Raw genomic sequence first — 22,200 nt, forward strand, 5'->3', positions numbered from 1 at the left:
AATCATTTATTCAAAACTTAATTAATGCTACCAATCACAGTTTCTGCATGGCAGGTTGCACCCTTCTCTGCACTAATCTGAATAACGCCACTGCGATGTGCCAGTACCTGCACTTCCATTTTCATGGCTTCCATAATGGCAACCACTTGGCCTTCGGTGACTTGCTCACCATTTTCGACTTTCCAAGCGCTAATCACACCATTAATTGGGGCAAGTAAATGCTCGGCACTCACTTCTGGCTCGGCGGTTTGGGCTTGAACTGCGGTTGCTGGGCCTTGTGCAAACATCCCTGCTGGTAAACCTAAACGGTGTAACTTGCCATCAATTTCAATGTAGCTCAGCAACATCGGTTGTTGATGGTTTGGAATGCCGCGTTTAGTCGATTTCAACTCTTGTTTAAAGTCATTTTCGATCCAACGCGTGTGTACATTAAACTCATCGGTAAAGTCAGGTTCATTAAGAACAGCGCGGTGAAAATCTAAAACAGAAGCCACGCCTTCAATTTTAAATTGCTTCAAAGCACGTTTAGCGCGAGCAATTGCAACTTCACGAGTTGGGCCAGTCACAATCAGTTTTGCCATGAGTGAGTCAAAGTGACTAGATACTAAAGAGCCAGTGCGAACTCCTGTGTCCACGCGTACACCATGACCAAACGGCGCTTCAAATAAACTCAACACACCAAATGCAGGAATAAAACCACGTGCTGGGTCTTCGGCATTAATACGAAACTCGATGGCATGACCTTGTGCTTTTGGTGTTTCTTTAATAGAAAGCTCATGGCCCTGTGCCACGCGAATTTGCTCAACCACCAAATCAACTTTTGAGGTTTCTTCGGTCACTGGATGCTCAACTTGCAAACGCGTATTTACTTCTAAAAATGAAAGCTTGCCGTCACGACTCAGTAAATATTCAACTGTGCCCGCACCCACATAGTTTGCGGCCTGACAAATGTTTTTTGCAGAAGTTAAAATTTGCTGATAAATCTCATCGCTAATAAATGGCACGGGCGCTTCTTCGACTAACTTTTGGTTACGACGTTGCAACGAGCAATCACGTGTGCCAAGCACCACAATGTTTCCATGTTGGTCGGCTATGACTTGCGCTTCTACATGGCGCGGTTTATCGAGATATTGCTCGACAAAACACTCACCACGACCAAAGGCAGCTTTTGCTTCACGTACTGCCGACTCATAAAGCTCTTGAACTTCTTCAAGTTTCCACGCAACTTTTAAGCCGCGGCCACCGCCACCAAACGCAGCTTTAATGGCAATTGGTAAACCATATTGCTTGGCAAACTCTAAAGCTTCCTCTGCATTATTGAGTGGGTCTTGCGTACCTTGAACCAACGGCGCACCGACCGAAGCGGCAATTTTACGTGCTTCGATTTTATCACCTAGCTTTTCAATCGCACTTGGTGATGGCCCTACCCATTTTAAACCTGCATCAATCACGGCTTGAGCAAACTCAGCACGCTCAGATAAAAAGCCATAACCCGGATGCACCATGGTCGCTTTCGATTTCTTTGCAACTTCAATAATCGCTGGAATATTTAGGTAAGTCTCGCTAGCAGTCGCACCAGCCAAACCCCATGCTTCATCTGCAAGTTCGACATGCATGCTGCCAATATCGTCATCTGCATATAACGCGACTGATAAAATTCCCATATCACGGCAAGCATGAATAATACGAACGGCAATTTCACCACGGTTAGCAATCAATAATTTTTCTGTATTCATCATTCATTCTCAAAATCTGTAAATTCGGCAATTTTTTTAAATTTGATGCGGCAACCTGCTGGAATCTGTGCCACCAAATCCCAATGGTGTTTAGCAACAGAGCCAATGACCGGATATCCGCCCGTTAAAGGGTGATCATTCATAAACAAAACAGGCTGCCCGCTCGGTGGAATCTGCAAAGCACCAATACACGTGCCTTCACTTTCCAGTTCATGGGTAATTTTGCGAGTTAAAGGCTGCTCACCTGAAAGTCTTAGCCCGACTCGGTTGCTTTCATTGGTTACCAGCCATTCTTGCTGACACAGCAACTCTATACTGTCTTGTTCAAACCAGTCTGTACGCGGCCCCATCACAATATCTAGCTCAACCACTTCGCCAGCTCGTGGCAAATCGCTTTTGCCCACTTCATTTACGCTAATGTTGGCAGCCTTCACCGGTCCTTGATAAATCGTATCTCCGAGCTTTAAGGGTTCTGGACCTAACACTGCCAAGCTGTCAAACGAAGCACTATTAAGTACGGGTTCAACGTCTATACCACCTCGAACTGCTAAATAGTTTCTTAAGCCTGCTGTTGGTGGCTGAATTTGAAATTCATCGCCTTCATCCAAATCAATCGGCTGATAGCTTGGAAAGTCTGCGGTTTGGCCGTCGGCAAATTTCACACGAATGTTTGAAATAGCCCCAGCCACCGCAATAACACCTGCATGCTGCATCTTGGCTTTTAAGCCACCATTTAAAACTTCAATGACAGGTGTATCGGTTGGATTACCTACAATACGGTTAGCACTGTGCATGGCAGATAAGTCCATTACACCTGCACCCCCAACCCCAATATTGGTTTGATTTAAGCGCCCTTCATCTTGAATGAGCATCTGTAAACTTGGCACAGTGATCGTAAACAGTGGCAGAGATTGTTTCGGCTCAACCTTACGCGTAATCTGCTGCGGCACAGTCACAGTTGTTGGGTTATGCGTGACATCTTCAAAATGTACAGTCATGCCCGGTAACAGCAAAGCAGGATTTTTACGCTCTAAATCCCACATTTTTTCCGATGTTGTACCAATCAGCTGCCAACCACCCGGACTGTCTTTTGGATAAATACCAGAGTATTTTCCAGCCAAACCCAAAGAACCTGACGGTATTTTTTTTCGCGGAACCGTTAAGCGTGGAATATCGGTAAAAGGCTTATCGGGACTGCTCATATAAGCAAAGCCCGGCGCAAAACCAATAAAAGCAACATTCCACACGCTTTCGTGATGTTTTCTAATCACATCAGCCACAGACAGCCCTTGTAGTTCGGCAACTTGCGCAAGGTCTTCGCCATCGTAACGAATCGGCACAATCACTTCTTGGCTGCTACGCTCAAATCCAGAATCAACTTTGAGGCCCTGAATTGAAGCAACCAGCATTTTAAAGTTGGTTTCAATCTCGTTGAAAAAAACCAAAATAGTTTTTGCAGCAGGGACTAAGTCTTTAATTCCATTCAATTGCGTATTTTGCAATTTATTGTACAACGCCAAAGTTTCTTCTAGGCTCGCAAGCTCAATCAGAAAACAGTCGGCGTTTACCGATAAAAAACGCATTTGCTTATCCTTTTAATTCTTCTTTAGTCCAATTAGCCAATCCAAGCACGGTCAGGAATGTCGGTAATAAACATGTGACCCGGTGCATGACTAATCGCAAAGGGAATTTTCGAGTTCATGACGGCGGCTTGCGGTGTTACTCCACATGCCCAAAACACTGGAATTTCACCCGCTTCAATACGAGAAGCATCGCCAAAGTCTGGCTTGTTTACATCCGAAATTCCTAAGCTTTCAGGGTGACCAATATGTACAGGCGCGCCATGCACACTCGGCATGCGTGCGGTAATTTTTACCGCTTCACTAATTTGATGCGATGGAATTGGTCGCATGGAAACCACCATATTTCCTGAAATACGCCCTGCTGGTTCACACTGTATGTTGCTTAAATACATCGGTACATTGGTGTCGTCATGAATATGGCGAACTTCAATGCCCGCTTCTTGCAAGGCTGTTTCAAACGAAAAACTACAGCCAATTAAGAAAGTCACCAAATCAGGATGGACGTTATAAATCTCGCTTGCATCGGTCACTTCATCGACCATTTCGCCATCTTTCCAAATGCGATAACGCGGGAAATCGGTTCGGATGTCTGAGTCCGCCGCAAGCTTAGTTGCATAGATACCTTCTTCGAGCACATCAAGCACTGGGCAGCTTTGCGGGTTACGGTGCGCATAGAGTAAAAAGTCGTATGCCCACTCTTTTGGCACCGAAATCATGTTGACCTGCGTCATGCCCGCGGCCATACCTGCTGTCGGTTTATCAAAACCTGCACGGATTTTTAAACGTGCATCTAATGCGGCTTCAAGCTGAGCTGGGTCGACTTTAATATCCTTATACATGGTGCTCATCCTTATGCTTTGTTTACAAATGGGCGGATTTCAATATTGTTTTTTACAAGCTCGGCTTTAATGGCTGCTGACATCTCTAATGCACCGTCAGTGTCGCCATGTAAGCAAATGGTGTCGGCTTGAATTGGGGTAAATACACCGTCAATTGACTCTACCCCACCATTTTTAAGCATAGACACCACACGGCTTGCTACAAATGCCGAGTCGTGTAAAACCGCACCTTCTAAACGACGAGACACCAGTGAACCATCACTGTTATAAGCGCGGTCTGCAAATGCTTCAGACACAACTTTTAAGCCAGCAGCTCGTGCCTGTTCGACTAAGTTCGACCCAGCTAAAGCCACTAAAACCAGTTCAGGGTTATACATTTTAATGGCGTCAATCACTGCAGCTGCCTGAGCTTGGTCATGTGCAATGGTGTTATAAAGCGCGCCATGCGGTTTAACGTACTGCACTTTTGAACCTGCCACTTTAGCCAAACCATCGAGTGCAGAAATTTGATAAAGCACATCGGCAATAAGCTCGTCACGCGACAAATCCATATTACGGCGGCCAAAGCCTACAAGGTCTGGATAAGACACATGAGCACCAACGGTCACACCAAGCTCAACTGCTTTACGAACCGTTTTTAAAATGCCGAGCGGGTCGCCAGCATGGAAGCCACAAGCAATATTGGCACTGGTCACGACAGGTAAAATCTGATCATCATTACCCATTTTCCATGAACCAAAGCTTTCACCCAAATCACTATTTAAATCTACAAACATGGCATTATTCCTTTATTACTTCACGCAGTCTGGCTTAAAGCTTGGTCAAATAGTTAAATACTGTCGTAAATGACATATAGCCCATCCACCATGTCAATAGACATGTTAACCCACCCAAAATAAGCAACCATTTTGGATAGTTATAATTACCCATTAAATCTTTACGGCACGCAGCAACATACACAAAAATTGTAAGACCAATTGGCAACACCAATCCGTTAAAACCACCTACAAAAATGAGTAGACCTGCTGGAGTTGCACCCAATAACACATAAAGCAATAAAGCTAATGCAATGAAGGTAATGGTTGTATAGTTGGTTTGTTTTGGTGTTAAGTTCTTTTTAAACGCAGTAAAGAATGACACTGAAGTATATGCTGCGCCAATAGTGCTACTAATACCGGCTGCCCAGAAAATTAAACCAAATAATTTAAAACCAAATGTACCCGCTGCATATTGGAATGCTTGAGCTGCTGGATTGGCGTCATGGCTGGCTAAATCAATTGTTGCGCCACTCACCACCACACCTAAAAACGCTAAAAACAACACGTAGCGCATGATGCCGACAACAATAATGCCCTTGGTCGCAGCTTTCGCAACTTCATCAATATTTTCAGGGCCAACAGCGCCTTTATCGAGTAAACGATGGGCACCTGCATAGCAGATATAGCCACCAACTGTACCGCCAACAATGGTGGTAATAATGGCAAAATCGATTTGGTCTGGAGCAAAGGTTTGGTGTACAGCCTGACCCACAGGAGGCATTACAATGACGGCAACAATAATAATCAGGAGGATTTTAAGCAATCCCAACACGATCATACTTTTATCCATGGCAAGCGTTGCTTTTCTTGATGCAAAAATCAAAATGGCTAATGCACCACTTAAAATACCGCCCCATTTTGTATCTAGGCCAAAAAGCGCATTTAAACCTAAAGCTGCACCTGCAATGTTACCGACACTAAAGAAAAAACCACCCAAAATCACCAGAAACGCCAGTAAATAACCACTACCCGGTAATGCTTTATTGGCAATGTCTGATGCACGCATTTGAGTAAGTGTGACCACTCGCCAAATATTTTGTTGAACTACATAATCAATCAGAATGGAAACTAAAATTGCGAAGCCGAATGCTGCACCTAGCTTGACTGTAAATACAGCAGTTTGGGTTAAAAATCCTGGCCCCATTGCAGAGGTCGCCATCATAAAGATTGAGGCTACAATGGCCCATTGGCGATCTGATAAAAAAGAAGATTTCAGTAAAGACATATTAATGCGTTCCTCATCCATTTGAGCTTAACAACGCTATTTTCAGGTTGAACCAAGAACATCATTTTTCCCAAACAATATTCTTTAATCCTTTAAAATGACAAAGATTCCCTGTTCCCGAATCAGCACAATCGGTGATCAAATCTTGTATCTAAAATAAAAACATAGCTAAACCCTACGGACAATAAGACTTTTTACATAAAATTAAAAATTCAAGCATTTGATTTTAAATGGTTTATATCTAATTTAAAAAGCAGGATAAGTTTTACTTATTGAACGAGATAAGCTGCTTTTATGACTTTGCATGCAAACAGCTTATTTAAAATAATAAAAAATATTTTATGAGAAATAAAAGTATCGCTTATTTTTGGATTTTCTCATTGAGGCTTTTCATGGCAGTTTCCGATACCCTAACGGCAACTTCAGTTAGTTTTTCTTTCAAGGCAACATCATTTCCTTGAATGTAGATTGAAGTGAAATGAAAGGTCTTTAATTGAATGGGAGTATTTAATATTTCTAGTCGTCCATCGGTAATTTCTTTTAGCGCCGTTAAAGTCGGTACGACAGCAATACCTAGGCCCTGCTCGGCTAAACGCAATAAAGTTGCCAATGAATAACTGGTAATTGAGAGTGGTTCATCAATTCCTTGTTCTTTCATTCTGGCTTTCAATTCTTTATATGGATAGGTAATTTTGGGGTAAGTTAAAATGGTATGTGACATTAAAGTTTTAAAAGACATTTGAGCTACACCACCTTTAAAGGAAGGTGACGCCAAGAAACTTAATTCAAAGTCACACAATGCCTGCTCAATACATTCAAAAGCCAAGGTTGGTCCAAGCAAAAAAGCCATGTCCAAGTCACCTGTTCGAACACCTTCTTGTAAGTTCGGTGTCAGGTCCACCACAATTTCGACTGAAATTTTTGGAAACTCTTGTTGAACCTTTTCGATATATTCGACCAACCACGTATAAACAATAGTTTCGGAAACACCTAAACGAATGGTGCCAGTCAGGTGCTGGTTTTCGGTCAGTTCAGCCACTAGATCTGTTTCTAGGCGCATAAATTTTTCGGCGTACTTAAATAAAGTTAAGCCTTTATGAGTCGGTTTAAACTGCCGATAGTTTCGATCTAAAACTTTAAAGCCTAATTCATTTTCAAGAGATGTGATTTTTTGAGATACTGCAGGCTGGGTAGTTTGCAATTTAGTCGCAGCCTTATTGAAGCTATTTAAAGTCACAACCCAATAAAATGCTTCAAGATTCTTTAAATTCACGTTTCATCCTGTCTTAAAAATTCCTTTACTTTTATAGTATGTAAGCTTTTAACGCGTTAAGGCCAGCAATAAATAAATTTTTAACTAAAGTTAGCCATCCAAATTTTTAAATGCTTTAGAAAGCTGACTAATTGTTTTGATCTGTTTTGCATAACGGCGGCATGATCGACACGCCAACAAATGCAGTTGTAAACTACTTTGCTCGCGTAAAAACAGCGGTCTATCTTGCTTTTCAGACAATAGTTGAGTGGCTTGTCGGCATGTCAACATGAACAATCCTCCTTCAATAACCATTTATTTTCTAAGCATTCCCGTAATCGGGTACGACTTCGATACATCAACACATTAAAATTTGAAATAGACAATTCCAGCTTGCTACAAATTTCGTTAGAACTCAGCTCTACCACTTCTCTCATCATAAAAACCTGCGCATATTTGGCAGGCAAATGATCTAAACAGGCTTCAAAAATTATCCAAAAATCTGACTGCTCCATCATTTCTTCAGGGCTTTGCCATGCTTGAGGTGCTTCATATTTATGCCAGTGCCCTGATGCATCGAATAACTCGTCGACACTGAGTTCACTTTCCTCATCTTTAAATAATTCAGACATGGCGACTAAACGTGACTTTTGCCTAACTACATCAATAATTTTATTTTTTAAAATCGCGAATACCCATGTTTTGAACGCAGCCCGCCCTTTAAATGAATCTAAATTTTGAAAAGCGCTCGTTAATGCCTCTTGCACTACATCCTCAGCTTGCGGAAGCGAAGACAACTGTAAAAAAGCAAATTTAATCATTTGCTGTCTTAAGTCTTGTAAAAAGGCTGGATTATGCAGTTGATCCCCTAGGTCGTCATGACGTGATGCAGCGGCTGAAGTCATCCTTATGCCTCTTTTAAATTATAGGGAATTTGAATTAATTGTAGCCGAGTTAGTAGATTTTTTAGTTCTTGAATTTGCAGATAAATTTCAGGCTCAGACAAGTCAGCTAGTACTGATTGAATGAGTGTAAAAATATCATGATCAGTCAACGTTATATTTTGAGTTAACTGTTCAATCAGCATAGCAAACAGTGGAGAGAGTTGTTCAATACATACCCTATCTTGTTCATCGCGCCAGACCATTACTGCACCTGGTGCAAGTTCAACTTGTTCTGGTGTCGTTAAAGTCGTCCAAGTATAAACGGGATATTGATAAACCAATACCCATACTTTGGTGGTTAACTGCCAAGCATAATTTTCATGTAAAACAACATCTTCAATTTCAACAGTGTCTAAATATAATTCTAGCCATTCAAACTGTAATAACTCAGCCAACCAAGGATACTCTTGTAATATCGGATGCTGTTGCTCCGTTAAATACTCTCTAAACTCTAGAGAGATATCATTGTATAAAGGTGAGCGACTCTCAGCTTTTTGAAAAAACTCTAACAGCAGTTTTTGCCACTTTAACTCTGGCAACATCGCACGAGCTACCGGATAAACTAAGTTAATAAATGAGCTGACATTATTAAAAAGTAAATCCCGATAAATTTGCATTCTTTGAGGAGGAAGTGCTTGAGGTATTTCCAAATCAGGATCACGAATCCAGTCACAAAACTGACGTTGCATGGTTTGGAAGGATGTTTGATTTCCCTTCATAGCCACTCTCCTGTTGTTGAATAAGTTTAATTTTGGCAAGTTCCTCTTCTAATTCTTGCCATGATGGAATATTAAAGTCGCGTTCTAATAAAGTCGGTTTTACTCCACATACTTGGTAGGTATATCTCAATAGCTCCCAAACACGGTCACAAACTTCTGCACCATGCGTATCAATTAATAAATTTTTCTGAACTTGTTCATGCCCAGCAATATGTAAATAACGGATGCGCTCTTTTGGCATGTCTCGAATAAATCCAAATGCGTTACTGCCATGATTGATACTGTTGACATAGGCATTGTTTACATCAAGAAGTAAATCACAGTCTGCATATTGAATAACCTCACGGATAAATTCAGCTTCACTCATTTCGGCATTCGGCATGACATAAGTAGAAACATTCTCTATAACTAATCTTTTCCCTAAAATATCTTGCACACGCAAAATGCGTTCAGCCACATATTTAACAGCTGCTTCTGTCATCGGTATTGGCAATAAATCATATAAATAGCCACCATCATTTGTATAACTTAAATGTTCAGAATAAATTGGTACATCATATTGTTCTAAAAAGTTTTTTACTCGACCAATAAATTCGAGATTAAGTGGATGCGGCCCTCCAATAGATAATGACAAGCCGTGACAAATTAACGGCGCTTTTTCAGCACACTGTGCAAGTAATTTTGCATGTCGACCACCAAAACCTAGCCAATTTTCTGGGGCAACCTCAATAAAGTCCGGATATGTTTTTGCTGTTAGAAACGAATCTATGAAATCTCGTCTTAAACCAAGCCCTACACCATTCAACTCCATCATGGTGATTTCTCCTTTTGGAAATGATGCCGACACTTACTATAAGGCCGACATCATCCATGATTAAATTGTTTACTTGGCACCACACTTACCATCAGCAACTTTTTTATCTGCACCGCACTTGCCGTCCGCTGCTTTTTTAGTTGCACCGCATTTACCATCTGCTGCTTTTTTAGCTGCTCCACATTTTGCTTCAGCAGATTTTTCATGTTTTTTCATTTTGTTGGCTCCGCATTTCGCTTCACCACATTTACCATCGGCTGCTTTGGTTGCATGTACTTCGGTTGTTGTATTAGTGGCTGCTACAGCCATTTGCGTAGCTCCTGCAACTGAAAGTGCTAATAATGCTGCCACTGAAGTCATTGAGTTGAGTTTGTTCATTTTCGTATTCCTTTAATGATAATTTCTCGGTTTGTACACATGTACATAAAGTTAGACGGACCAAATCCTTTTTTATTACACCGTAAATAAAAAAATTTTTTATGTAAGAAATACAGCTTCCATCCGACTAATTATTATTCAATCGCAATGGATGTGAAATTATTATGAAGAACTTTATTTATGGCTTATGTAAATACTATCAACGCCTCGGCGAGTCCCTACAACATATTGATGGCATTGCAGCGCTGGCTATTCGATTGTACCTAGTCCCCATATTTTGGATGGCAGGCATAAATAAATTAATGCACTTCAATGACATTGTAGAATGGTTCGGCAACTCAGATGGAGGATTAGGACTTCCTTTCCCCTATTTAATGGCTTTGCTTGCAACAGCAACTGAGCTAGCAGGTGCAATACTTTTAACATTAGGTCTGTTTACCCGTTTAATTAGTATCCCACTCATTATTACAATGTTAGTTGCAATATTTACGGTACATCTCCCTAATGGATGGCAAGCAATTGCTGACCCGCATGCACCCTTCGCAAACATGCAAGTATTGTCCTCCGCTGAAAAGTTAGATAAAGCTCGTGAAATTCTACAGAACTATGGCAACTATGACTGGCTTACATCGAGCGGTTCGTTTGTTATTTTAAATAATGGAATTGAATTTGCTGCGACCTACATGGTTATGTTGCTTGCTCTGCTTGTGCTTGGAGGTGGCCGTTACTTTAGTTTAGATTATTGGATTAAAAATAAATTGCACTAATCGATTATTGCACCAGCCGTCATATTTACCACGGTTGCAGTCATTGAGTTCGCATGTTCCGATGCTAGAAAAGCCACAGTTTCTGCAACCTGAGAAAGCGTGGGTAACCGTTTTAGCATAGTGCCCTGAGCCGCACCTTCAAGCCATTGTCCTATGCTGAGTCCCATTGCCTGTGCTTTTGACTCAAATAATTCACGCGTGTAGGAACCAGCTTGAACAGCATCAACAATTGCATGTGAGCGAACACCCAGTACTCGTATATTCTTAGGGCCTAACTCACTAGCCAGTGCTTTAATAAAAGCTTCGATTCCGGCACAGCCCACAATATGCCCCAGATGGCCCGGTATTGCCATCCGAGCTGAAGGTGCCACAATAGAAATCATTGTTCCGCCACGATCGCCGCCCATAAAAGGCACCACAGCTTTAGATATATTAAACTGAGCTGTAAGAAATGGATTTATTCCCCCGACGAACTCATCAAGATTTAATTCCAAAATTTCTTTGCCTTGATTATGTATAAAACTGGTGGCATTGATGACCAAATCTAGCCCACCTGTATCTTGAGCAATTTGAGCCACGGTATTATTTATTGACTGACTGTCTAACACATCAACGCTGGCCGTATGAACCGCACCTCCAAGTTGATGAAGTTGTGTCGCAATGTTTTGAAGTTTATTTAAATCTCTTGCACACAAATAGACATGTGCACCTTCACGAATAAAAACCTTCGCAATTGCAGTACCAATTGCTCCACTGCCTCCAAAAATGACAGCCACTTTTCCCTTAAGCAACATTGCGGCATCCTCTTGTTATTATGTGCCATCATTAAGTTATGTCACACAATCAAGAGTGATGCAATTTTATACAGTTTAGAGTTTGTATGAGCTTATCTAACTTTGACAAAAATAATATCTAAATCTCGCTTTGGTACAAACTTGGTTTTAGTCATTTGAAATTGAGTTGGACTAATCTTTTTAACTTCTCCATCCCAACAAAATGAAACCAGTTCGTCTTTATCGCGCTCAATGGTGAGCTTAAAGTTTTCAATCGGCTTTGCCCAATTTGCACCCGTCGTCAAAATATAGCCCAAAGCACTAAACGGCGAATTTTCTGAACTGGCTTTTTTTAAGCCCTGCTTAAATTGTTTATCCATACAAAATTGCTGGTTATATTCATCTGGATAGAGAGCAACAGAACCACCCACCAAAGGTTTATATTCATGCTGAATTTTAGTCAGACTATTGGCTTTGAAGGTCTGCTTCCAACTATAGATCAATTGAGATGACCACGGAATCACATCATCTTTTTTAAAATTGGCTAAAATTTTCTGTATTTTTAGCTTATTACACTTCTTTAGCTTATCTACATAATACTCATAATCATCGTTATTACGCAGCCACGGATTAAGCATGTCTTTTTCAATAAAACCACACTGCTTAAACTCATCTGTTGCGTCAATCAGCGGTGATCTCTCATCTTTTTGAATAAACGTTCGCACGTGCATTTCTGGTTTAATATTTTTACCATCCACCACAATATTAAAACTTTTTAAAAGCTCTTCAGTGTGAGCAAAGTCAGACTCAAAGAAATTATCAATGCGTGGTAACGGAAATAAAATCGTTTCAGTGACATCTTTATTGCTTAGGTTTTTATAGAGATAGTCGACTTTAATTCGTTTTTTACTAATAAATAGATCTTCGCTTTGCATGGCAATCTGCGAATTTTTGAGATATTGAATCCCACCTGTACCCACGTAACCCGTAGAATCATTGGCTAAGCCATAGGTAGATAGTTGGACCAAAACAGCAAAGGTTATTGCAAGCTTTTTCATTTTTAAGCGCTCTGTCATTTTCTAATTATGAAATGTCGATCTGCAATAAAGCATAACTGTTTAAACGTCGGTGTTGTTAATCTTTTAGCGACGATTCATATATCTCTTTAAAATCTAAAATTTAATTAAAACTCAATTTCTGCTTCGTCATTTTTTTAGGCACACTAATTTTTCCAATAAAGTTGGTTAACCATAAAATGCATTCATCACGGTGTTCAAAGTGAGGAATCAAACTGAGGTCAATTTTTATATCTCGATCTGCTAAAGGTAAGCTCAAGCAATATTCAAAATCGATCGATTTATATTTCAACTTTAGGTCTTTTTCTTCGGCCTGCTTTTTTATTTCTGCCATAATGCGGTTAAGGTTAACAATCAAATTATTGGAAACTTGGTTGTTCTCATAGACACGTTCATAGACGTTTTCAGCAACGTCTATATATTTTATAAGCTCTGCATTTTCATTCATATCATTCATCTCTCTTTTTTAAAGATTATGAACAGCTAAATGTTTAATTGCGTTACTTGACACATGGCTTATGTGAAAAGCGTATATATTTCTTTATCAAAAGATATATACAAGCCATTGTTATATAATAAAATCAGTTAATTCCGAGTAAATTTATATACATTTAATATTCTCAAAAATATGCCTTTACTCAAAAAGAAAGTTAACTCAGTCATTATTTTTTGAGTAAAAAAAACCGCCCCAGAAGGCGGTCGCTGAACTTAAAAACCAGCAGTATATAGAAGCAAGGTGGACGTTCACTTCTATATTCTTTTATGAAGGAGTTTTATTAGTTTTAATAAAATCCTCAGATTTAAAATAATTGATGATCATATCAGCATGCTCTTCTTTTGCAGGAGCAACAGTCATTGGAAACGCATCTTTCGACATCTTAAAACCTGGTGGCAAAAAATGCGAAATTGGTGGTAATTTAGGTTTTCCCCCTTCTGTGATTCGCTCGATAAAACCAGCTAACCAAAGAAGATACTCACCTTCATTTGCGAACTTCGGCATAACACTCAAATCAATCTGGACCTTGCACTCACTTAACGGTTTCGTTAAGTTTTCTTCAAAGTCTATATAGTTGAACTTGAGCTTAAACTCCGTTCCTTTAATGGCTTTTCGAATCTGACTAATTAAACAGTTAAGGTTCTGAGTAATGTCATCAGTGAATAAGCTATCTTTTTTAATATTTTTATAAACCTTTTCGGCTACAGCTAGATACTTTGGCATTAACCTCTCTCCGTACTATTGTTATAAAGTGCTGATCTATGAATGTTTTCTGTCTTTGATTATGCTTAAAGTAGTGTAATTAAAGGTATCCTTATTAGAGTGCTTTGTAAGTAATTAGAACTTTATGTAAAGTGCACCATAAAAATACCTAAAAAAATTATGGTTTTGATAACTCATCCGCAAAAATGAATGGTTGAATAGAGATAATTAGAAACATTTATTTTCATATTATTTTGACCGTTTGGTAAAATTAATATGTTTTCATCTGTTTATCTCGTCTCACTAAACCTAAAACGGCTCTACGTACTCGTATTTCTTCTTCAGAAAAAGGTAACTGTTCAATGAGTTCCTGAATTGAAAGAAAGTTATTTTCGATCAAGAAGCAGTCTTGCTCTGTTGTCCAATTAGTCGTAGCCGATTCAGTTTGTTTTAAATAGCGTTTCATATTTCCTAGCAGACTTATTTACACATATAAAAAGCCTGCCTTTAGAGCAAGCTTAGATTTTACTTTGATCATTATTATAGCAGTTTATAGATCATATGTTCAGTTGATCTTGTAGCCACACTAAATAGCCTTACATAAAAAAGCCCACAGTTTGTGGGCTTACTCTAGGTTATTTTGCGGCATTTACCCCAACAATAAACTGACTACAATTAGAACCTTCAGATGCATTACCTAATTGCTTTTCAGAGAATTTGAATTTGGATGCAACTGACTCATAATCTTTTTTAAGGCTTTGACCTGTTAGCTCACCTAGCTCTTTCACTTGTTCTGGCTTCAAGATGCCATGTTCAACCGCTTGATTTACCATGACACAGGCTGTAGTCATCGCGTCATAACGTGCAGCAGTTTTAGAGTAACCAAGAGCGCCTATTACACCACCAACAATTAAACCAATAATGACCGCTAAAGTTACGTGCATTTTATTCATTTTTTAAATACCTAAAAATCTAACGAAAAAACGAACACTTCAAAAGGATGTGCTCAAGTTCAATTAGGATAGTCGTATTTACATGATATAAAAAGTTAGATTCTGTCACATTTATTGATAGGTTGAGATACATATAAACCATTAAGGTAAAAATGGCTGTGTTAGAAATACAAATCCGACAGAGAAAAAAGCATTATTGTGATGAGACATTTGATTGCCATAACTTGCGTTTAATTGCACAAGGTCTTTATAGACCATGTATCGAAAACCTGTTTGGTAAAAGGCATCATTTCGGTCATTACCATATACTTCGGCAGTGAGTGTTAATGGATGAGTAAGTTGTGTTTCGGTTCCAATTCCCCACGTAGTTTGGTTTTTATGCGTAGTATTTTCACGTAACCAACCAAGGTTGGCATGGATTAAAAACTTATCATCCAATGTAGAAACACTTAAAGGAACATTAACCGTCCAATCTTTTTTTGAAGAATCTTTAGCATTTATTAGTGTGCCAAAAGAAAAGCCGATTCCCCAATCATTCGTTTCTAAGGGTTTTAATAAGGTTTTACCTTGTAAAGTTGCATAACTGACGTGCTCAGTATCATCGTTTACTCTTCCCATCCCTACCGCAAATTCAAAATTGCCGCCAAAATTACAGGCTGGTGTTGCCCAATATTCTTTGTTGTCAGGGTTATGCTGCGCCCAAGTTTCTAGTTGGCAAGTTTTTGGCGAAACAAGAGCAGCATCGTCCACAACCATAGGTCGTCCACTATGGCTAGCGTTAGATAATGCAAATAAACAGAAACCAGAAATAAGTGAGCGTTTCTTTAAAGTAAATAACACTGGCATCACTCCCATAAGTCATGGAGCACATGCAAGTACTGCAACCCGTCATGAATAAATCATGGGTTAATAATAGAAATGAAAAGATGAAAATAAAAAACCTCTTCTTGTATCCACAAAAAGAGGTCTGTCAGGACTTCAGTGGATACTTAGACTATTACCGATCGACTACCGTCACTCGAGCAAGTACTCACATTGAAGCTCCTAAAAATTTGTTGGGCGGATTCTAAAATTACCTTAGTTAAATATCAAGTTAAAATTTCATGACAATCTAAGCTATAGAAAACTGCTTATTTTTGCTCGGTAAGATGCTGAGTTACCGCATTAAAAAATAAACTTTTTTCATTATCAAGCTCAGCGGATGGCATTGCAGTTTCCCATGTACTCCACTGCATCATGACAATCTTGTCTTTAGGGTTAATGGCTAACATCTGTCCAAAAATACCCAGTCCCCAGAAAGTTTCATCAGAATTTTGTGTGCTTAATGGCGAACCTTTTTTGGCATGTGAATTCCACCATTGAAAACCATATATGCCTTTTGGGTAGTTTTCTGAGACAGAGCCTTTCGCTTGATTCCATTTGGTCGCTTGGGCTGTCCAACCATCGGGTAACATCTTGTCTCCATTAGAAACACGTCCTTCATTCAATATAAATTGTCCGAAACGCGCATAATCACGTAACGTTGCATTAAACCCATGTCCACCCATGTCAACTTGATTACGGGTATAAGATTGCCAAACACCTTCTCGCTCCATACCTACCCGTTTCCAGACGTTATCTTCTAGGTATTTAGCAATATTTTCATGTGTAGCAGCTTCTAACACTTTACCCACCAAATATGCCCCACCTGTGCTATATGACCATACCGTTCCCGGTTCATATTTCGCTTTCAGGTTTTTTACATTTTTATAGACACAAGCATCGGGATTATTAGCTGCCTCACAGTAGGTCATTTTTGCAAAATCTGAATTTGGATCTTTATAGTTTTCATTCCATTCAACTCCTGATGTATGCTGCAAAAGCTGTTTTAAGGATACTTTTTCCCAAGCAGTTCCTTTCAAATCTGGTAAGTATTGAATGATTGGATCATCTACTGATTTGATTTTACCTTGTTGAATAGCGACTCCAATTAATGTTGCCACAATAGACTTTGCAACTGAACGAGAAGTCCATAGAGTCGTTTCATTGTTGCCTTGTCCGTAATATTCATAAGCAATTTTGCCATCTTTTAATACAATCAGACCTGCAACACTTTGATTTTTTAAGTAGTCATTTAAATTATAATTTTTACCATCTACTGAGTAATGGATATCTTTATTTTTAATGCTGTCCTTTAGTTTTGGAAGTGCAAGCACGTTTTTCTTATCAGGGTGAAAAACACTGCCATCATAACTATGGAATGTATTTCGAAAGCCCACCACCCTTTGCTGTTGCGTCCATGTCAACATATCATGTGGGTCAGGTAATTTTTTATCCACGGTCGTTGGACAGTCCTTTAGTTCCAACTGCTGACAGCTATATTCAGCACAAGCGACACTACTGACGAATAGACCAGTGAACAGTAGGCTCATTTTTGTAATCTTCATCTTTTTTTCCCTTAGTAGAGCTTAATTTGAGTGACTAAACCGACAATCACATTGCTATTGAAGGCTTTTCCTGTAGAGCGGTAGTAGTTATCCGGATTCCAGATGTATTGTACGAATGGGCTTAGAGTCAGACGTTTGTAATTAATATCGGTATCTAAAGAAAGAAAAGAGGTTGTTCTATTATTATTACCATTAATTTTTTCTGTCATTAAAACATAATCATCATTGAGTTGAGACTGACCGAACTTCACACCTAAATGATTTTTACCTTGATTGATTTTGTAGCTTAACCCAAGCTCCCAATAATTTTTATAAGGCTGGTTTTTCTCATCAATATATGAGTAAGCACCAAATACAGTTGGAATATTCTGATTATTAAAATCATGATTAAATCTAAAATTTAAACCATCTGTACCATCATATTTTTCTTGAGTATATGCATTACGATATTCAGAATTATTATAAAAATATAATAACTCTGCTTTAGTATTTTTATCTTTATATCCCATACCATATACTTGGCTGTAACCTAGCTGATGATGAAAGGAAAAATCTAGTCCTTTTTTCTTATAGACATAATCATCTGTGTTGACCTCAAAAATCCCTGCATGCATATAGATATGGTCTGATAAATTATATTTGGCATAACCACCCCAATACGCATAGTTAGTCGGCAATGAACCCATTGCCCCTTTAATCGGGTCAGTACATAAAAGGATATTTTGACAATTGTTATAGAGGAAATATCTTCTTAGATTAGTACGCCCAACGGAAGTATAGAGTTTCTTATCATTCCAATACTTATCCCAAGTCAGCAAACTGAGTTGGGATGAAGCCAAATCATTGGCAGCAATTGCTCCACCGACATAACTTCCTACTCCGCCAAACCAATTGTTTGAGGTATTTAGCTGTGCATCATCATTTAAACCATTAAACACATATTGTGCTTTTAAAACCCCAAAGTCATGACCTTCATTCGCTAATTTAATTTCAGTATTTAAAAATAAACCTGCTGAATTAGTAAAATTGTCATCTACATTACTTTCTTGGCTATACATCGCTAAATCAATAAAATTAGCTGTGAACTTAAAATTATCTTTTAGGTTCACTTCTGCATTTGCACTCATCGTATATAAAAGCACGAGTGTACCTATACATCCTTGTTTAGATATATACATAGAATCCTTTCCTTTAAATATAATTAATCACTTTCCAAGTTTTATATTTTTATAATTAAAAACTTGGTATAACGATTATTTCTAGCTCAATATAATATTTATTAACTCTGATAGTTTTTGAATCTCCTTCACCACAAATTAATAAATTATATTTAATAAATATCGATAATTTTGGGCTTGCTGATTTATTTCAGTCCCATTTGATAAATCTGATTTCAACATATTTATATTGGCTCGACTTGTGTACTAATGACATCAATTTTGTCTAAAAATGACATATACCCCTTAAACACTTAGGCTATTAAATAATCAAAAAAAATCACCCAAACCCCAGCAAAAAATACTCAAGCAAGCGCTTTCTTTCATCTGGTTTGTTGGGGTCTAAAAGCTGAACTATTGCTCCATCAATCACAAACAAAAACATGTGTGCATCTTGTTTTGAAGCATTTTCATTAGTCGTTAAAAGTAGTTTATGGATTTCATTAATAAACCAATTTCGGTAGTCAACGACCACCTGATAGGCCTTGGGATGTGTTTTCGCAATTTCAAAAATAGCTTTAAAAGGTAAATGGTAAAGCCCGTCTAAATCGGCATGTAAAAAGTAAAGCTTGCGCAGCTTTTCAACTAGGGTTAATTCTTTTTGAACATGAATGATTGAAAGCACTTCATGTTTAAGACCATCTTTTTGAAAGGTTAAGCTCATTTGAATTAGCCTTTCTTTTGAGTGAAAGTAGTTATAAAAAGTCGCTTTTGGGATTTTTGCCGACTCAACAATTCGGTCTACCCCAACATTGTGAAAGCCGTATTTATTAAAAAGATAGCGGGAAGTGTGTAGTACGCTTAAAGCACGAAACGGAAGATCTGAATGTGGCATAGTTTTACCGTTATAAAAAATTATTGTTGTATATAAATGAGATATAAAAAACCGCTGCCGTTTTGGGAGAAAAAAAGGCATAGCAAAGCCTATAAAGACTGTGCTTGGCACATCTCAAGTTTTATTGTTGATTAAGTTTTTTGGTTAAGACGAATTAAAGTCTGAAAAGCTTATTAGCTATCAAACTGCTTTAAATGTTTAAGTTGTGTCGTTATAACTTTTGGCAAAGGCTGCCAAGAAATAATGGATGTACAAAGCCAACTCCTTTTTATTGGGAGTTCTGCCAGACATTAAAATTATGGTGGCAGAACGAAAGGGGTTCGCAGACTGGTCAAACGAGGCCAGCACACCCGAAGGTGTCCCCCTCCGTTCCGCCATAGAGGGGGCACGAGGGCTCAACACTAAAAGTATGAAACTTTTAATGCTCGTTTGATTCGGTCTGCGACAACCGACTGGCAATGTGGCCAGCAGGCAAAGAATAGTATTCAACCCTCTTTCAGTCAAGCACACGAAATGACAATCGTATTAAAATAGATCATTAAAAAGTAAGGATAAATAATGAGGAAGTTATTGTTAAAGTTTGGTTTATAAATAGGTATTTTCTGTCTAAAGCAATCTTGTTCTTTCAATAAAATAAGCAAATTCTGTTTAAATAATAAAAGCCCATTAACGGGCTTTTATTAAATCAATAGTGGTAATTTTACAATTTCATTTTAAAGAAATCTGCAAGTACGTTCGAAGCTTCATTTACATATTTAGGAATGTCATATAACTCCATGTGGTTTGAACCTTCAACAATATGTAAAGTTTTATCCTGACTTGCAGCGCGCTGAATTAGGTCTTCACTCATCCATTTACTACCTGCAACACTTCCAGCAATTGCAATTAATGGTTGAGTTAAGAAAGCTTCGGCTTTGTTATAAGCATCATAAGTAATAATTTGAGTTAAGCTACGGGCTGTTGCAACCCCTGGTGAGTTAGGGTGCTCAGCTCTTGGCGTATGGTAATATTCCCACGCCTGACGAAGCTCTTCATTCGGTGCATCTTCTTCTTTTAAAGGTGCAAGCGGAATGGTTGCAACATTTCCACTATTTGCATCTGATGTACGCGCATCTGAACCCGCTTGGATATATGGAATAGCATCTGCATCTTTAACTGTGTTTTCCCAACCATTTCTGAACATAGAGCCGATATTCACTGCGCTTACCGTACCTACTGCTTTAATACGGCGGTCATTGATTGCAGCATTTGCGGCATAACCACCGCCCGCACAAATACCCATCGCCCCAATACGGTTTTCATCTACATAGCTTAAGGTGGTTAGATAATCAATCACGGCACTAATGTCTTCTGTACGAATGTAAGGGTTTTCTAACTGGCGAGGTAAACCTGTACTTTCGCCCTGAAAACTTGCATCAAATGCAATTGCAATAAAACCTTGTTCAGCGAGCTTGGACGCATACAAACCTGCGGTCTGCTCTTTTACGCCTCCACCCGGATGAGCAACAACAATTGCTACGTACTTTTGTGTTTCATCAAAGTTTGATGGATAGTGAATATTTGCTGCAGTGGTAATATCTTGACCATTTGAATTTTGAAATTTAACTGTATTCATGGTTAGCTCCTTTATAGGCTTAACTTAAATATTTTTTTGAAAAAATGGGATGAGTTTTGCTAATGCTTGTGCCACTGGTTCAGGTTTGTCATATAAATCGTAATGAGACCAACCTTCTACAATCACAAGCTCTTTATTTTGTGAACGTGCTCGACCATAGATTTCCAAACTGTCTCGATATGAACCAAAACCACCGACCTTATCACCTGCAATCAGTAATAAAGGCTGTGTAAGTAATACTTCAGCTAGGTGGAATGCATCCCAACCGATTGCCACAGCCGAATGTGAAAATAATGTTTTAGCAACACCATTTGGTTGATAGCCACGATCGGTTTTGTAATAGTCAGTTGCTTCTAGTACATCAATATCTGTTATTCCAGCCGCTTTGGCTTCTTCAACTGAACTTGGCAACAAATCATCAACTCTTTTTGTTTCTCCGCGAGCTTCGGCAGTACGTTGTTTTGCAATAAGCTCTAGTTTCTCTAAAGGATTCCAGTTGCTAAAGCCTTCTCTCGACAAGCGACCAAAATTTACGGCGTCTACTGTAGCAACTGCCTTAATTCGTTTTTCGGTCATTGCAACATTGAGTGCATAGCCACCACCACCGCAAATTCCTAGTACACCAATTCGGTTTTCATCGACATAGTTAAGCGTCATCAAATAATCAGTCACTAAACGGAAGTCTTCTACACGAAGTACTGGGTTTTCTGTTGAACGTGGTTCACCGCCACTTTCGCCCTGAAAACTTGCATCAAATGCAATCACAATAAAGCCAGCTTTTGCTAATGCTGCACCGTATACATTTCCAGAGGTTTGTTCTTTACAGCTTCCGATTGGGTGTCCACTAATAATTGCTGGGTATTGAATACTTTCATCAAAATTTTCTGGGAAGTGAAGATTTGCTGCGATTTCCCAATAAGGTGCTTTGATTTTTACATTTTTCATTGTTGACTCACCTGTGTTGAACTTCATGAAAAACATAGTAACAAGCAAAGATTAGTCTGATTAGATGCTATAATCTGATCGTAACTA

24 protein-coding genes are annotated in these 22,200 nt (G+C 38.9%); 1 reads left to right on the top strand and 23 read right to left on the bottom strand.

What is annotated here, in order from left to right; genetic code table 11:
- Positions 1 to 17: 17 nt before the first annotated feature.
- The 11 genes from AOLE_RS12500 to AOLE_RS12550 all read right to left on the bottom strand — a co-directional run bounded on the left by AOLE_RS12500 (position 18) and on the right by AOLE_RS12550 (position 10,308).
- A complete protein-coding gene (locus tag AOLE_RS12500) occupies positions 18 to 1,736 on the bottom strand; it encodes an acetyl/propionyl/methylcrotonyl-CoA carboxylase subunit alpha (protein ID WP_013198330.1) in 1,719 nt (572 codons plus the stop codon).
- Positions 1,736 to 3,319, bottom strand: coding sequence for a 5-oxoprolinase subunit B/C family protein (locus AOLE_RS12505; protein WP_013198331.1), 1,584 nt, complete (start codon positions 3,317 to 3,319; stop codon positions 1,736 to 1,738). The genes AOLE_RS12500 and AOLE_RS12505 overlap by 1 nt, the downstream gene beginning before the upstream one ends.
- A gap of 32 nt (positions 3,320 to 3,351) precedes the next feature.
- Positions 3,352 to 4,167 carry a putative hydro-lyase gene (locus tag AOLE_RS12510; RefSeq protein ID WP_081399176.1) on the bottom strand — a complete coding sequence of 272 codons (816 nt, stop codon included), beginning with the start codon at positions 4,165 to 4,167 and terminating at the stop codon, positions 3,352 to 3,354.
- Positions 4,168 to 4,169: 2 nt separating this feature from the next.
- Positions 4,170 to 4,934 carry a LamB/YcsF family protein gene (locus AOLE_RS12515; RefSeq protein ID WP_004793259.1) on the bottom strand — a complete coding sequence of 255 codons (765 nt, stop codon included), beginning with the start codon at positions 4,932 to 4,934 and terminating at the stop codon, positions 4,170 to 4,172.
- Between the two features lie 34 nt (positions 4,935 to 4,968).
- Positions 4,969 to 6,222, bottom strand: a complete 1,254-nt coding sequence (locus AOLE_RS12520; RefSeq protein WP_081399177.1) for an NRAMP family divalent metal transporter — start codon at positions 6,220 to 6,222, stop codon at positions 4,969 to 4,971.
- A 340-nt stretch (positions 6,223 to 6,562) separates the two neighbouring features.
- The gene (mumR, locus tag AOLE_RS12525) at positions 6,563 to 7,474 is read right to left on the bottom strand and encodes a LysR family transcriptional regulator MumR (protein ID WP_013198333.1); all 912 of its coding nucleotides are present in this window, start codon (positions 7,472 to 7,474) and stop codon (positions 6,563 to 6,565) included.
- Between the two features lie 90 nt (positions 7,475 to 7,564).
- A complete protein-coding gene (locus AOLE_RS12530) occupies positions 7,565 to 7,744 on the bottom strand; it encodes a zf-HC2 domain-containing protein (protein WP_002048456.1) in 180 nt (59 codons plus the stop codon).
- Positions 7,738 to 8,358 (bottom strand): RNA polymerase factor sigma-70, encoded by a 621-nt coding sequence (locus tag AOLE_RS12535; RefSeq protein WP_004702529.1) that lies wholly within the window; start codon positions 8,356 to 8,358, stop codon positions 7,738 to 7,740. Before AOLE_RS12535 ends, AOLE_RS12530 begins: the two co-directional genes overlap by 7 nt.
- 2 nt (positions 8,359 to 8,360) lie before the next feature.
- On the bottom strand, positions 8,361 to 9,116 hold the full coding sequence (locus AOLE_RS12540) for an HvfC family RiPP maturation protein (RefSeq protein ID WP_023274276.1): 756 nt from the start codon (positions 9,114 to 9,116) through the stop codon (positions 8,361 to 8,363).
- Complete coding sequence (locus AOLE_RS12545) at positions 9,067 to 9,930, bottom strand: HvfB family MNIO-type RiPP peptide maturase (protein WP_013198335.1); 864 nt, start codon at positions 9,928 to 9,930, stop codon at positions 9,067 to 9,069. Before AOLE_RS12545 ends, AOLE_RS12540 begins: the two co-directional genes overlap by 50 nt.
- Positions 9,931 to 9,999: 69 nt before the next feature.
- Positions 10,000 to 10,308 carry an HvfA family oxazolone/thioamide-modified RiPP metallophore gene (locus AOLE_RS12550; RefSeq protein ID WP_004702533.1) on the bottom strand — a complete coding sequence of 103 codons (309 nt, stop codon included), beginning with the start codon at positions 10,306 to 10,308 and terminating at the stop codon, positions 10,000 to 10,002.
- 164 nt (positions 10,309 to 10,472) lie between these two features.
- Between AOLE_RS12550 and AOLE_RS12555 the strand changes: the two genes are divergently transcribed.
- Positions 10,473 to 11,075: an HvfX family Cu-binding RiPP maturation protein gene (locus AOLE_RS12555; protein ID WP_013198336.1), complete on the top strand. Its 603-nt coding sequence runs from the start codon at positions 10,473 to 10,475 to the stop codon at positions 11,073 to 11,075.
- On the opposite strand, the gene AOLE_RS12560 is transcribed toward AOLE_RS12555, so the two are convergent.
- The 12 genes from AOLE_RS12560 to AOLE_RS12620 all read right to left on the bottom strand — a co-directional run bounded on the left by AOLE_RS12560 (position 11,072) and on the right by AOLE_RS12620 (position 22,113).
- Positions 11,072 to 11,869 carry an SDR family NAD(P)-dependent oxidoreductase gene (locus tag AOLE_RS12560; protein WP_013198337.1) on the bottom strand — a complete coding sequence of 266 codons (798 nt, stop codon included), beginning with the start codon at positions 11,867 to 11,869 and terminating at the stop codon, positions 11,072 to 11,074. The two genes, AOLE_RS12555 and AOLE_RS12560, sit on opposite strands and share 4 nt — an antisense overlap.
- A gap of 92 nt (positions 11,870 to 11,961) precedes the next feature.
- Positions 11,962 to 12,906, bottom strand: a complete 945-nt coding sequence (locus tag AOLE_RS12565; protein WP_023274277.1) for a DUF4424 family protein — start codon at positions 12,904 to 12,906, stop codon at positions 11,962 to 11,964.
- Positions 12,907 to 13,027: 121 nt separating this feature from the next.
- A complete protein-coding gene (locus AOLE_RS12570; RefSeq protein ID WP_005303900.1) occupies positions 13,028 to 13,372 on the bottom strand; it encodes a hypothetical protein in 345 nt (114 codons plus the stop codon).
- Between the two features lie 312 nt (positions 13,373 to 13,684).
- Positions 13,685 to 14,143, bottom strand: a complete 459-nt coding sequence (locus AOLE_RS12575) for a hypothetical protein (protein ID WP_013198339.1) — start codon at positions 14,141 to 14,143, stop codon at positions 13,685 to 13,687.
- A gap of 250 nt (positions 14,144 to 14,393) precedes the next feature.
- Positions 14,394 to 14,588 carry a hypothetical protein gene (locus tag AOLE_RS12580; protein WP_013198340.1) on the bottom strand — a complete coding sequence of 65 codons (195 nt, stop codon included), beginning with the start codon at positions 14,586 to 14,588 and terminating at the stop codon, positions 14,394 to 14,396.
- A gap of 169 nt (positions 14,589 to 14,757) precedes the next feature.
- Positions 14,758 to 15,075 (bottom strand): hypothetical protein, encoded by a 318-nt coding sequence (locus AOLE_RS12585; protein ID WP_005041709.1) that lies wholly within the window; start codon positions 15,073 to 15,075, stop codon positions 14,758 to 14,760.
- Between the two features lie 141 nt (positions 15,076 to 15,216).
- Positions 15,217 to 15,921, bottom strand: coding sequence for a hypothetical protein (locus AOLE_RS12590; RefSeq protein ID WP_013198341.1), 705 nt, complete (start codon positions 15,919 to 15,921; stop codon positions 15,217 to 15,219).
- Between the two features lie 284 nt (positions 15,922 to 16,205).
- Positions 16,206 to 17,501, bottom strand: coding sequence for a serine hydrolase domain-containing protein (locus AOLE_RS12595; RefSeq protein ID WP_013198343.1), 1,296 nt, complete (start codon positions 17,499 to 17,501; stop codon positions 16,206 to 16,208).
- 11 nt (positions 17,502 to 17,512) lie between these two features.
- Positions 17,513 to 18,679, bottom strand: a complete 1,167-nt coding sequence (locus tag AOLE_RS12600; RefSeq protein ID WP_013198344.1) for a carbohydrate porin — start codon at positions 18,677 to 18,679, stop codon at positions 17,513 to 17,515.
- A gap of 319 nt (positions 18,680 to 18,998) precedes the next feature.
- The gene (locus tag AOLE_RS12605; protein ID WP_013198345.1) at positions 18,999 to 19,553 is read right to left on the bottom strand and encodes a TetR/AcrR family transcriptional regulator; all 555 of its coding nucleotides are present in this window, start codon (positions 19,551 to 19,553) and stop codon (positions 18,999 to 19,001) included.
- Between the two features lie 700 nt (positions 19,554 to 20,253).
- Positions 20,254 to 21,168 (bottom strand): alpha/beta hydrolase, encoded by a 915-nt coding sequence (locus tag AOLE_RS12615; protein WP_013198347.1) that lies wholly within the window; start codon positions 21,166 to 21,168, stop codon positions 20,254 to 20,256.
- A gap of 24 nt (positions 21,169 to 21,192) precedes the next feature.
- Positions 21,193 to 22,113: an alpha/beta hydrolase gene (locus tag AOLE_RS12620; protein WP_013198348.1), complete on the bottom strand. Its 921-nt coding sequence runs from the start codon at positions 22,111 to 22,113 to the stop codon at positions 21,193 to 21,195.
- Positions 22,114 to 22,200 lie beyond the last annotated feature (87 nt).

Source organism: Acinetobacter oleivorans DR1 (assembly GCF_000196795.1).
In the GTDB taxonomy this organism is placed as follows: domain Bacteria; phylum Pseudomonadota; class Gammaproteobacteria; order Pseudomonadales; family Moraxellaceae; genus Acinetobacter; species Acinetobacter oleivorans.